Genomic DNA, 12,886 nt, shown 5'->3' on the forward strand with positions numbered 1-12,886 from the left:
ACTGGTCCGCTAGTCGTCGCTCGCCATGAAGCCGGACTTGCGGCGGAGCAGGATCGAGGTGACGGCCATCGAGATGGCGAACAGCACCAGGGCGACGACGCAGGCCGCGCCGTAGTTGAAGCGCTGGAAGCCGAGGTTGTAGACCATCTGGGGCAGGGTCCAGGTGGAGCCCTGCGGGTAGCCGGGCTCGAACTGCTGCCCGGAGTTGCCCGCGATGCCGCCGGCGACCTTCCCGGCGACGATCGCCTGGGTGTAGTACTGCATGGTCTGGATCACCCCGGTGACCACCGCGAACATGATGATCGGCGAGATGTTCGGCAGGGTGACGTACCGGAACCGCTGGAACGGGCCGGCCCCGTCCAGCTCGGCGGCCTCGTACTGCTCCTTGGGGACGTCCAGCAGCGAGGCCATGAAGATGACCATCAGGTCGCCGATGCCCCACAGTGCGAGCATGGTGAGCGCGGGCTTCGACCACTCCGGGTCGGCGAACCAGCCGGGCTGCGGCAGGCCCAGCTCCCCCAGGAGGTGGTTGAGCGGGCCGGTGCCGGGGTTGAGCAGGAAGGCGAAGGCGACCGTGGCGGCCACCGGCGGGGCCAGGTAGGGCAGGTAGAACACGGTGCGGAAGAAGCCGACGCCGGTCTTGATCCTGGTGATCAGCAGGCCGATGCCGAGGCCGAACGCCACCCGCAGGCCCACCATGACGACGACCAGCCAGAGGGTGTTCCGCAGGCCCTGCCAGAACGCCGGGAGGTCGTTGAGGACGTAGTCCCAGTTCTTCAGGCCGTTGAAGGCGGGCGCGCCGAAGCCGTTGTACTTGGTGAAGGAGAAGTAGACGGTGGAGATCAGCGGGTACAGGAAGAAGACGCCGAAGCCGATCAGCCAGGGGGAGAGGAAGGCGAGGGTGCGGGCCGCCTCCCGGCGGCGCTTCCGGCGCAGCAGGTGCTGCGTGGAGGGCGCCGCCGGGTCGGTCGGTCCGGTGCCCCTGCGGGTGCCGAACGTGAGTGACATGGGAGCTCCGTGGGCCGTTCCCGCTACTTCGCCTGGGCGATGGCGGCGTCGATCTCCTTGGCGGTGGCGGCGAGGCCGGCCTGGAGGTCGGTCTGCTTGCCGGACTCGTACTCGTAGCCGAGGTTCTGCAGCGAGACGATGTAGCCGCCGCCGTTGACGCTCGCCGGGGTGGTGCCCGAGTGGGCGTTCTTGGCGACGTCCAGGAAGGTCTTGAAGTTCGGGTCGCTGACCAGCTTCGGCGAGTTGAGCGCCTCGAAGGTGCTGGGCACGTTGTGGATCGCGTTGGCGAAGGAGACGACCGCGTCGGTGTCGGTGGTCAGGTACTTGACCAGCTCCCAGGCGGCGGCCTGCTTCTTGCTGGTGCTGGCGATGCCGACGATGGTGCCGGTCTGGTAGCCGCGGCCGTAGGTGTCGGCCTGGTCGTCCGGGACGGGGAACGGCGCGGTGGCCCACTCGAAGTCGGGCTTGTTCTCGGCGAGCGAGGCGGTGCGCCACTCGCCGTCGATGGCCATCGCGACCTGGCCGGTGTGGAAGGGGTTCTTGGCGCTGAACTCCTCGCCGAAGGTGGCCCGGTACTTGTCCAGCTTGTCGTAGCCGCCGAGCTTGTCGACCAGGCCCTTCTGCCACTTCAGCATCGCGGCGACCTTGGGGTCGGTGGCCAGGCCGGACTTGCCGTCGGTGCCGAAGTAGGCCGGGCCGTACTGGCCGAGGAAGTGCTCGGTGGTGGACTCGTAGCCGTGGTACAGCGGCATGAAGCCGAGCTGCTTGTAGGAGTCGCCGTCGGCGACGGTCAGCTTGGCGGCGGCGTCGGCGAACTCGCTGAAGGTCTTCGGCGGGGCCGTGATGCCGGCTGCGGCGAAGGCCTTCAGGTTGTAGTAGAGGCCGTAGGCGTCGCCGAGCAGCGGCAGCGAGCACTGGTTGCCCTGGAACTGCGTGTAGCCGAGCATCGCGGCCGGGAAGGTCTTGGCGGTGTCGATGCCGCTCTTGGCCAGGAAGGGCTTGAGGTCGACGAAGGCCTTGGTCGAGCAGAACATGCCGACGTTGTTGGTGGTGAAGGAGGAGACCACGTCCGGGGCGTCGTCGCCGCCGGCCCGCAGGGACTGGTTGATCTTGTCGTCGGCGATGTTGCCGACGGTCTTCACGTGGATGTTCGGGTGGGCCTTCTGGAAGGCGGCGATGTTCTCGTCGATCGCCTTCACCTCGGACTCCTGGCTCCAGCCGTGCCAGAAGGTGATGGTGACGTCCTTGCCGCTCGCCGAGTCGTCGTTGCCGCCGGCGTCGCTGCTGCCGGTGCAGGCGGAGGCGAACAGGGCCAGGACGGCGGTGCCGGCGACGGCGGCGAGCGTACGGCGGCCTCTGCGGGGGGTGTTGGCGTGCACTTCGAGGTCCTCCTGGGGGTGCGCGGGCAGGCGCCATTGCCTCCGGGCCCGCGTTCGGGGGTTGGGGGAGAGGTGTGCAGGGTGCGGGTCGGTGGTGTCGGCGGGAGCGGTCCGTGGACGGCGGTGCGGGCGGTGCGTGGTGCGGACGGTCCGTGGGCGGCGGTGCGGGCGGTGCGTGGTGCGGACGGTGCCGGTGGACTTCGGGCGGTCAGTGGGTGGAGAAGACCGCCTCCCGGGCGGCCGACAGCGCGCGTTGCAGCGCGCCGAGCAGAACGGGGGAGCCGGTCAGCGCACTGCTGCGGACCTCCGGCCGGGCGATCGAGATCCGGGCCAGCTCCTCCTCGACGAGCGCGCGCAGCCGTTCGCCGCCCGCCGTCGGCACCCCGCCGGAGACCACCACCAGCTGGGGGTCGACGACGGCGACGATCACGGCCAGGCCGACGGCGAGCCGTCCGGCCAGCGCGGCGAGGAAGTCGTCCCCGGCACCCGGGGTCTCCAGGGCCTTCGCGAGCGACTCCTCCGCGGTGGGCGCGCCGAGCCCGTGCTCCCGGGCCAGGGCGCGGACGGCGGGCGCGCCGACCAGCTCCTGGAACCCGCCGGAGTTGCGCCGCCTGACGTCCCGCAGCACCGGGGTGCCGGGCACCGGCATGTAGCCGACCTCCCCGGCGCCGCCGGTGAAGCCGCGGTGCAGCCGGCCGGCGATCACGATCGCGGCGCCGGTGCCCTCGCCGGCCCAGAGCAGGACGAAGTCCTCGGAGCCGCGGGCCGCTCCGGAGGCCTGCTCGGCGACGGCGGCGAGGTTCACGTCGTTCTCGATCGACACCGGGGCGCCGATCGCCGCGCTCAGCTCCTGGAGCAGCTTCGGCGCGTGCCAGCCGGGCAGGTGGGAGGCGTAGCGGAGCTTGCCGGTGACCGGGTCGGGGGCGCCGCCGACGCCGATGGTCACGGTGTGCAGGCTGCCCTCGGCGAGCCCGGCGGCGCGGACGGTCTCGGCGACCGCCCCGGCCACCCGGGCCACCGTCTCGGCGGCCGGCCAGCCCTTGGTGGGGGCGGTGTGCTCGGCCAGGGTGGTGCCGGTGATGTCGGCGACGGCCACCCGCACCTCGCTGGTGGTGACGTCCAGCCCGGCGACGTACCCGGCGGCCGGATTCACCTGGTAGAGCTGCGCGTTGGGGCCGGGTCCGCCGGCGGTGGTGCCGACCGGCAGGACCAGCCCGGCCGCCTCCAGGCGGGCCAGAAGCTGGGAGGCGGTGGGCTTGGAGAGCCCGGTCAGGGTGCCGATCTGGGTGCGGGAGAGCGGTCCGTTCTCCAGCAGCAGTTCGAGGGCGGCGCGGTCGTTGATGGCGCGCAGCAGGCTGGGGGTCCCGGCGAGGGGGGTCTTGGCGGTCGACTTGGTCACGCGGAGATCCTCCCTCTTCCCGCTGGTCGCGGCGGCCATCGGGCCGACTCGGCGCGAACTGTTAGGAAACTTTCCAGTCGCTTGGCACAGGACCGTACGGCGCCCGTCCGGAGGGTGTCAATGGCCCTTCCGCCGGAGGATGCCGAAGCGTTACCGGGCAGCACGAAGCCCCGCCCCCCGAGCGTTCGGGAGGCGGGGCCTTCGTCCGGTTCCGCCGCGGCTTCGCGGGCCGTCAGGGCGTCTTGGCGCCGTCGTCGGCCGGCTTGACCGGCGCCGGTATCGGCGCCGTCGCCAGGTAGCGCGGCGAGGTCGGGTCGGCCAGCGCGGACGGCGGGGCGGCGTCGGTGGGCGCCGCGGCCGCGGCCGTCGTGAGCACCACCGCGGCGGCGGCCGTACCGGCGGCGGCAGCGGCGGCCCCGGCCGGCGCGACCTCCTCCTTGACCTTGATCCCGGCCAGCTGGAACGCCGTCTTCAGGCGGTGCCGCAGCGCCCGCGCCACGGTCAGCGACCTGCCCGGCGCCGTCCGGGCCTCCACCCGCAGCACCACCGAGTCCGCGGCGACCGACTCCATGCCCAGGATCGACATCGGGGCCCAGACCAGCTCGTCGAACGGGGCCTCCTTGGCCATCGCCTCGGCCGTCTCCCGGATCAGCTCCTCGGCCCGGTCGAGGTCCTCCTTGTAGCCGATCTGGACGTCCACCGTGGCGGTCGACCAGCCCTGGCTCATGTTGGCGATCCGCTTCACCTCACCGTTGCGGATGTACCAGATCTCGCCGTTCGCGCCGCGCAGCTTGGTGACCCGCAGGCCGACCTCCAGCACCGTGCCGGTGGCCACCCCGGTGTCGATCTCGTCGCCGACGCCGTACTGGTCCTCCATGATCATGAAGACCCCGGAGAGGAAGTCGGTGACCAGGTTGCGGGCGCCGAAACCGATCGCCACACCGGCCACACCGGCGCTCGCCAGCAGCGGCGCGAGGTTCACCCCGAGCGCCGAGAGGACCATCAGCGCCGCGGTGCCCAGGATGGTGAACGAGGCGACGCTGCGCAGCACCGAGCCGATGGCCTCGGAGCGCTGCTGCCGGCGCTCCGGGTTGACCACCCCGGTGTTGGCCAGCAGCCCGCCGAGCATGCCCGGCTCGTCGTGGCGCTCGGCCGGCTTGATCATCCGCGCTATCAGCTGGGTGATCAGCTTGCGCACCACGGCACGCAGCACCAGCGCCAGCACGACGATGAAGACGATCCGGATCCCGCTCGCCAGCCACTCCTGCCAGTGCGAGTCGAACCAGCCGGCCGCCTGCTTGGTGGTGTCGCTGACCTCCTGCGCGCTGGTCGGGATTCTGAGGTCGAGCTGCGGCACCGCCGGGGCCGTCGGGCTCGGCGACGGGCTCGACGGCGTGGAGGTGAGCGTCGTCGTGGACGCGTCGGCCAGGAGACCGGCGTCACCGGAGCTGAACACAGACGGGACCTTCCTGCAGGGTGCGTGACACAGCCCGCCGGCGCGGAAGCATGCCGTGGCGTGCGGACCGTCCGCCTTAGCCTATCGGCCGCCGGAGCGCTCCCCGGACACGCCGGGAGGGCGCCCGGGGGCGGAACGCCCGCAGGTCGCGCGCGGTTCCCGGGCCTTCCAGGGACTCTTCGGAGGGCGCGCGGAGACGGCCCGAACGCCCCGTCAACGCCTCTGCACGCCCCTGTGGCGCCCCTGGACACGGCCCCGGTCCCGCCCCGCCCCCGGGCTGCTCCGACCGGCCGAGCCGTCCCCCGGGCGGGCGCGGGAGGGGCCGGCGGGCACCCGCGTGCAACCCGTCCTTCCCCCGGGCATACCGGGTATGACAGAAGCCACACCCGGAGTTCACGTCAGGTCCGTTACACAGGAGTGGTGGCGCCGTACGAAGGCGTAAGGCGACACTGGGGGAGATCACGCACCCGTTGTGTGATCCAACCGCTCGTCCCGGCGCGAGCCACGCGCCGCAGGCGTCCAAGGAGGCATCCGTGCCGCATGTCCTGGTCCTCAACGCGTCCTACGAGCCACTCGGCGTCGTATCGATGCGCCGCGCACTCATCCTGGTCCTCAACCACAAGGCGGTCAGCCTGGAGGACTCGGGAGTCACTCTGCACAGCGCCACCAGCGCCCTTCCGGCGCCGTCCGTCGTCCGCCTGACCCGCTTCGTCCGGGTTCCGTTCTGCGGGCCCGTCCCGCTCACCCGCCGGGCGCTGTTCGCCCGCGACCACGGCCGCTGCGTCTACTGCGGGGCCGCCGCCACCAGCGTCGACCACGTCATCCCGCGCAGCCGGGGCGGCCAGCACCGGTGGGACAACGTCGTGGCGGCCTGCCGCCGCTGCAACCACACCAAGGCCGACCGCCACCTCACCGAACTCGGCTGGCGGATGAAGCGCCCGCCCGCCCCGCCCAGCGGCCTCGCCTGGCGCATCATCGGCACCGGGATCAAGGACCCGCGCTGGCGGCCCTACCTGGAGCCGTACGGCGGCGCGGACCAGCTGCGCGCCCCGCAGTGGGGCGAGTACGAGCACCACGACCATACCGAGGCGCACCCCGTCCCGCTCGGGCGGGCCCACGCCGCCCACCCCGCCCCCGTCCGCCGCGGCGAGCAGCCCGAACCGCTCTCCGCCTGACCCCGCTCCACAAGGGCCTGCCCGTCACGATTTCCGGTACGCCTCATGGGCCGCCGCGCACCCCGCACGGGGAGCGCGGCGGCCCGCCGTCGTGCGGGGGCCCGTCAGGGCTTCTGCGGCGGCGCGCTCGGGGCGGTCGTCGGCTGCGCGGCCGGCGGCTGGCCGGCCGGGGCGGCCGGGGCGGCCGGCTGCTGCTGCGCGGCCGGCGGGGTCGTCGCCGGGGTGACGGCGTAGACCTCGACGCCGTAGAGCGAGTAGCCGAACTTGGTGGCCCGGGCGACGCCCTGCACCCGGAGGAACTTCGCCCCCGGCGCGTCGAAGCGCACCGTCTCGTTGCCGCCCTTGCCGTCGTCCACCGTGGCCACCGTGGTCCAGGAGACGCCGTCCGCCGAGGTCTGGATCTTGTATGACGACGCGTACGCGGACTGCCAGTGCAGCACCGCCGAGCCCAGGTGGGTGGCCTTCGGCAGCTCCAGCTGCACCCAGGCGTCGTCCTTGGCCAGCGAGGACCAGCGGGTCTTGGGGTCGCCGTCGGCCACCGCCGCGGCGGGGAAGTTCGGCGTCTCGTCGGCCGAGGAGCTCGCCTGTGCGGTGGTGGCCAGGTCCGGCCCGCCGGTCGGCGGCACCACGTGGACCTGCAGCACCTGCCGGACCGTGGTCGAGCCGGAGACGAACAGCACCGGCACCTGGTACGTCCCGGCCGGCGTGTCGGCGGCGGCGCTGACCTGCAGCGGCACGCCCACCTTGCCACCGCGCGGCACGGTCACCCCGCTGACCGGGGCGACGGTCAGGCCCTTGGCGGCGGCCGGCACCTCGGTGCGCAGCTCGCCGGTCGCGCCCTCCGGGCGGCCGGCCTCGACCACCGCGCGGGCCTGCGCCGGCGCGGCCGCGCCGGTCACCACGTCCAGTGAGGCGTCGGCCAGGCTGAGCCGGGCCGCCGGGACGTCCGCGTACCAGGGGATCACCTGGTTGACCACCGGCGGCTCGCCGCCGGCCTTCCATGCCATCCGGAACGCGTCCGCGCTCTGGCCGCCGGCCGCCAGCTCGTTGTAGCCGGGCTGGACGGTGCCGATCTCCACCCACGTCCCGTCCGCGCGGCGCAGCGAGACGGTGGCGCTGGCCCGCACGGACGGGTCGGTGAGGATGGTCAGCCGGTCCAGCGGCCGGGCCGCGCCCAGCTCCACGGTGAGCGGCTCGTCCGCGACGGTCGGCGCGGTGGCCGCCCGGTACGCGGTGTCGGGGTTGCCGTCCAGGACGGCGGAGGCCGAGGCGCCGGGCAGTGCGGCCGGGCCGCCGGAGACGCTGGCCGGGGCCTCGTCGGGCGCGGCCACGGTGAACTCGCGCACCGCCACGGCGGTCTTCTGGGCGGCGGTGGCGCGCAGCCGCACCCCCCGGACCACCGTGCCGGCGGGCACCTGGGCGCTGATGTTCTTCTGGTTCTTCACCACCGCGAGCTGCTTCCAGCCGCCCTCGCCGGTGGAGTACTCCAGCACGCCGTCGCGGATGTAGTCGTCCATCGCGGTCCGGCCGTCCGGGCCGCTGCCCCAGGAGCCCATCAGCACGGTGACGGTGCCGACCGGGCGGCCGCCGCCGAGGTCGAGGCCGACCGAGTCGCCGGGCTGCGGGGGCGCCGAGCTCCAGTAGAAGGTGTCGGCCACGCCGTCGGTCATCAGCGCGGGCAGGTGGTCGTGCGCGGTGCCCATGCTGGTGGTGGGCGTGATGCCGCCGCCGACCACGCCGGCCCAGTTGTCGGCGGCCTGCACGGCGCGCTCCAGGAACGGGCCGAGCACGCCCGCGCCGATCGTCGCCGGGCTCTGGCCGAGCTGCTCGCGCAGCCTGTTCAGCTCGACCCGGGCCTTCCAGGCGGCCGCGCCGTCGCCGCCGCGCTGGGCGAGCAGCATGTCCAGCGCGGACTGGCCGGCCAGGCCGTAGTCGTGCAGCGAGGCCAGCCACGGGCCGGACTCGGCGGCCAGCGCGGCGGTGGCCGGGGTGGCGGCCAGCGTCCGCTGGGCGTTCGCCATGGCGGCGAAGGCGTCCCGCAGCGGGGCCGCCGCCTCTATCAGCTTGGCGAGGTCCGGCGCGGCACCGGAGTTCGGCTCGGCGGCCGCCCAGAACCGGTCCAGCAGCGGCGCGAGGTAGCCGGACTCCTGCTTGGCGAGCGGGGAGGAGGAGCTGTTGCCGGCCAGCGCCGTGACGGCCGCCAGTGCCTCCCCGGCGGGCGTGGCGGAGGTGCCGGTCGGGCCGGCCAGCGAGCGCAGCGCGGCCTGCCAGGACTCCTCCGGCTTGTACCCGGCCGGGTTCCAGGCGAAGTCGCCCGCGGTGGCCAGCGCGATCCGGGAGGCGACCGGCTGCTGCATCGCGCCGGTCAGCAGCACGGCCGAGCGGGTGGCGACCTCGGTGTCGCGCCCGCCGTAGGCGCCGAGGAAGAGCCGGTCCGGGTTGGCGTCGTTGACCGGGTAGTTGTCCATGGTGACCAGCGGACGCCCGTACAGGCCCGCGGTCTCCGAGGTCTGAGCGCCGGTGATCTTCTCCGGGATCACCCCGCCACCGCTCCAGGCCACCTGGACGGCGTCCGGCAGGGCCGCCGCCAGCGCCTTGCGGTACGGCGTGGCGCCCTGCTTGTGGTACTCGGTCGGGACGATCGACAGCGGCGCCAGCCCCGGGTTCCGGGCGATCAGCCGCTCCTGCACCTTGGCCGCCAGCTCGGCCTGCGCCTTGGCGGCGGCGGCCGGGCCGGTGCCGTACTTGGAGCGGTCGTCGCTGCAGTGCCACTCGTCGTAGGAGACGTCCAGGAACTGCAGCTGGAAGGCGGTGAAGCCGAGCTTGCGCAGCCCGTCCAGCTTGGCCACCAGCGCGTCCGCGTCCTTGGCGGAGCTGTAGCAGAAGGCCTGCCCGGGGTCGATCGCGTACCCGAGCGTGACGTGGTTCTTCCGGGCGCGGGCGGCCAGCGCCTTCAGCTCCTCGGCCTTGGCGGCCGGGTAGCCGTCGCGCCAGCGGGAGAGCCGGTACGGGTCGTCGCCCGGGGCGTACAGGTAGAAGTTCTGCTTCGACCGGCCGAGGAAGTCGACCTGGTCCAGCCGCTGCTGCTGGGTCCACGGGGTGCCGTAGAAGGCCTCCGCCGTCCCGCGCACCGGCGCGCCGGTGGGCCAGTCGCGCAGCGTGATCCCGGGCAGCCCGAGCCCGGCCGCGCCGGCGTCCGGTCCCTGCCCGGCCGGTACCGCGGCCAGCAGCTGACGCATGGACTGCGCCGCGTAGAAGGTGCCCGCGGCGTCCGTGCCGGCCAGCACCACCACGCCGTACGTCCCGCCGCCCTGGGCCGGCAGCTGGCCCGCCGACAGCACGTAGCCGCCGGCCGGCATCCCGGCGGTGGACGGCGCGGCGCCGTCCTTGCCGGCCGCGGCGGCCAGCTCGCCCAGCACCCGGTCCACCTCGCCGCCGGCGCCCTCGGCGGCCCCGCCGACGTACACCACCAGCGAACCGGCGGCCGGCGTGCCCGCGTCCGCCTGCGGCGTCACCGACGTCGCCCCGGCCACGCCCAGTACCTCGCGCACCGCGTCCACCGCGCCCAGGTCCGCCTTCGGGGCGGTCACCAGGGTCACCGCGGCGGGCACCGCGACGGCCTTGCCCGCCACGGTCTGCTCCTGCGGCCGCGGGAACACCTGCGGGTTGCTCATGCTGCCCAGCGGCGTCTGCGACGCGGTGCTCACCACGTCGGGCGCCGGGCTGTACGCGTACGCGGGCGGCCCGCTCACCAGCAGCCCGCCGACCACGGCCGCCGCCGACAGCGTCGCGGCCATCTGCAGGGTGCGCCGGCTCGGCGCCCCCGGCCGTGCGGCCGCGGCCCGTTCGGCCCGGACCGACGCCAGCAGCGGCTCCGTCCCCTTGAGGTCCGCGATCAGCCGGTCCGCCGTCCTGGGCGCCAGCTGACGGCACGTCCGCGCGGTCGCCCGCCGGGCCGCGATCGCCGCGGGGTGGTGCAGTACGTCACGCAGCGCCTGGCTCTGCTCCAGCTGCTGCCGCAGCCGACGACCTGCCGCGACGGACACTCGGGCTTGCACAGGAGCCTCCTCGCAGGCGGATACGACATCGCCGCCAAAGCCCACCAGTTGGCCCAGCCGGTGTCAATGTGACGGACAGCTATGACCGGTTTGTCGTATTTGCTCTCCTTCCCCGTTCATCTGCGAGCCATCCGCGCGCAGCGTGCTGACGCTCCGTTACTCACCGGAGCCCCGCTCATCCACGGGCCGCGCGGTCGTGTCGCACTGGGTGATCGAGGCGTTACGCGGGTAGGACTGTGGCTGTTCTGACCGGGCGTTGCCGAGACACCGCAGGAGCCGCGAGTGGCCGCTTATCTCGATCGTGACGGAGCCGAGGGCCTGGAGGTGCCGGCGCAGGACGCCCCGCCGCCCCCGGCCGAACTGGTGGCGCTGGCGCAGGCGTACGGAGTGGACACGACCTACCGGCCCTCGGCGCGGACGCTGGTCGCGGTGCTGGCCGCCCTGGGGGTGGAGGCGGGGACGCCCGAGGCCGCACGGGGAGCCCTGGAGCGTCACCGGGCCGAGCAGCGGGCGCGGTTGCTGCCGCCGACCGTGGTGGTGCGGCAGGGGCGCCGGACGGCGCTGGACGTGCCGGCGGACGCGCGGCTCGCGGTCGAGCTGGAGGACGGCGGCGTCTGGGAGCTGCCGTGCGGTCACTCGCACTGGCTGCCCGCCGACCTGCCGCTCGGCCGGCACACCCTCAGGGCGGTGACGAACGGGACGGAGCAGCGCGCCCACCTGATCGTCGCCCCCGAGCGCCTGCCGAAGCTGCCCGGCCGCAGCTGGGGCTTCCTCGCCCAGCTCTACTCCGTCCTGTCGGAGCGCTCCTGGGGCATGGGCGACCTCGGCGACCTCGCCGAGCTCACCCAGTGGGCGGCGGGCCTCGGCGCGGGGTTCGTGCAGATCAACCCGCTGCACGCGGCCCTGCCCACGACCCCCTCCGACCCGTCGCCCTACCGCCCCTCCTCCCGCCGCTTCGCCGACCCGGTCCACCTGCGGGTCGAGGCCGTCCCCGAGTACGCCTACCTGACCGGCGAGCAGCGCGCCGAGGCCGACGAGCTGGTCCGGCGCGCCGCCCGGCTGCGCGCCGAGGTCCTCTCCCACGACGGACTGATCGACCGGGACGCGGTCTGGGCGCTGAAGCGCCGGGCCCTGGAGCTGCTGCACGAGGTGCCGCGCGGCGCCGGGCGCCGGGCCGCGTACGAGGCGTACCGGCGGCGGGAGGGCGAGTGGCTGGAGCGGTTCGCGCTCTGGAACGCCCTCGCCGAGGTGCACGGCGCCGACCGGCACACCTGGCCGAAGGGCCTGCGCCACCCGGACAGCCCGCACGTCCGGCTGGCGGCCGAGGAGCACGCGGAGGCCGTCGAGTTCCACCGCTGGCTCGCCTGGCAGGTGGACCAGCAGCTCGCCGGCGCCCAGCAGGCGGCCCGCGCCGCGGGCATGCCGGTCGGCCTGATCCACGACCTCGCCGTCGGGGCGCACCCGGACGGGGCCGACGCCTGGGCGCTGCAGGACGTGCTCGCCACCGGCATCTCGGTCGGCGCGCCGCCGGACGCCTTCAACGCCCACGGCCAGGACTGGGGCCTGCCGCCCTGGCGCCCGGACGCCCTGGCCGCGGCCGGCTACGCCCCGTACGCGGAGCTGCTCCGTTCGGCGGCCCGGCACGCGGGCGCGATCCGGATCGACCACGTGATGGGCCTGTTCCGGCTCTGGTGGGTGCCGGCCGGCCACGCGGCGACCGAGGGTGCGTACGTCCGCTACGACGCTGAGGCGATGCTCGGGGTGCTGGCCCTGGAAGCGCACCGGGCGGGCACGGCGGTGATCGGCGAGGACCTCGGCACGGTGGAGCCGGGGGTCCGGGAGGAGCTGGCGGTGCGCGGCATCCTCGGTACCTCCGTGCTCTGGTTCGAGCGGGACTGGCAGGCGAAGGGCGAGATCCTCGCCCCGGAGCGCTGGCGGCCGGGCAGCCTGGCCACCCTGACCACCCATGACCTGCCGAGCACCGCCGCCCGGCTGTCCGGCGAGCACGTCGAGCTGCGGCACCGGCTCGGCCTGCTGGCCCGCACGCTCGGCGAGGAGCAGACCGAGGCGGCGACGGAGCTGGCCGACTGGCGGGCGGAGCTGGCCTCGCTCGGCCTGCTGACCGAGGACGAGCCGCTTTCCGCGCAGGCGCTGTACCGGTTCCTGCGGGCCACCCCGGCCGAGCTGGTCGGGGTCTGGCTGCCGGACCTGGTGGGCGATCCGCGCCCGCAGAACCTGCCCGGGACGTGGGACCAGTACCCGAACTGGCGGCTGCCGATCGCCGACGGCGAGGGGGCCCCGGTGACCCTGGACGGGCTGGCCGCGGACCCGGCGGCCGCCGCGCTCGCTTCCGTCCTGCTCGACGGGCCCGAAAGGCCGACCCCGCCGCGCGCGGCGACGTAAGCGGCGGG

7 protein-coding genes are annotated in these 12,886 nt (G+C 74.4%); 2 read left to right on the forward strand and 5 right to left on the reverse strand.

All coding sequences use genetic code 11. From position 1 onward, the window contains the following. Positions 1–9: 9 nt before the first annotated feature. From ACIPSC_RS18895 to ACIPSC_RS18910, 4 genes are all read right to left on the reverse strand, one after another. The gene (locus tag ACIPSC_RS18895) at positions 10–1,008 is read right to left on the reverse strand and encodes a carbohydrate ABC transporter permease (RefSeq protein WP_400826924.1); all 999 of its coding nucleotides are present in this window, start codon (positions 1,006–1,008) and stop codon (positions 10–12) included. A gap of 23 nt (positions 1,009–1,031) precedes the next feature. Then, positions 1,032–2,387, reverse strand: a complete 1,356-nt coding sequence (locus ACIPSC_RS18900) for an ABC transporter substrate-binding protein (protein WP_400826925.1) — start codon at positions 2,385–2,387, stop codon at positions 1,032–1,034. Between the two features lie 208 nt (positions 2,388–2,595). Next, positions 2,596–3,825 carry an ROK family transcriptional regulator gene (locus ACIPSC_RS18905; RefSeq protein WP_400826927.1) on the reverse strand — a complete coding sequence of 410 codons (1,230 nt, stop codon included), beginning with the start codon at positions 3,823–3,825 and terminating at the stop codon, positions 2,596–2,598. Between the two features lie 193 nt (positions 3,826–4,018). Then, positions 4,019–5,143, reverse strand: coding sequence for a mechanosensitive ion channel family protein (locus ACIPSC_RS18910; RefSeq protein ID WP_400827173.1), 1,125 nt, complete (start codon positions 5,141–5,143; stop codon positions 4,019–4,021). 632 nt (positions 5,144–5,775) lie between these two features. Here ACIPSC_RS18910 and ACIPSC_RS18915 point away from each other — a divergent pair. Continuing rightward, positions 5,776–6,417 (forward strand): HNH endonuclease, encoded by a 642-nt coding sequence (locus tag ACIPSC_RS18915; protein WP_400826928.1) that lies wholly within the window; start codon positions 5,776–5,778, stop codon positions 6,415–6,417. 104 nt (positions 6,418–6,521) lie between these two features. On the opposite strand, the gene ACIPSC_RS18920 is transcribed toward ACIPSC_RS18915, so the two are convergent. Then, entirely contained in the window at positions 6,522–10,475 is a 3,954-nt protein-coding gene (locus tag ACIPSC_RS18920) for a beta-N-acetylglucosaminidase domain-containing protein (protein ID WP_400826929.1), read from the reverse strand. 282 nt (positions 10,476–10,757) lie between these two features. On the opposite strand from ACIPSC_RS18920, the gene malQ reads away from it, so the two are divergent. Beyond that, the gene (gene malQ / locus ACIPSC_RS18925; protein WP_400826930.1) at positions 10,758–12,878 is read left to right on the forward strand and encodes a 4-alpha-glucanotransferase; all 2,121 of its coding nucleotides are present in this window, start codon (positions 10,758–10,760) and stop codon (positions 12,876–12,878) included. Positions 12,879–12,886 lie beyond the last annotated feature (8 nt).

This window comes from Kitasatospora sp. NPDC090091 (assembly GCF_044747365.1).
Classification (GTDB): Bacteria; Actinomycetota; Actinomycetes; order Streptomycetales; family Streptomycetaceae; genus Kitasatospora.

Bases quoted from the DNA above. Each gene is read 5' to 3' on its own strand.
- ACIPSC_RS18895 (WP_400826924.1), bottom strand. From the start codon at position 1,008: ATGTCACTCACGTTCGGCACCCGCAGGGGCACCGGACCGACCGACCCG.
- ACIPSC_RS18905 (WP_400826927.1), bottom strand. From the start codon at position 3,825: ATGGCCGCCGCGACCAGCGGGAAGAGGGAGGATCTCCGCGTGACCAAG.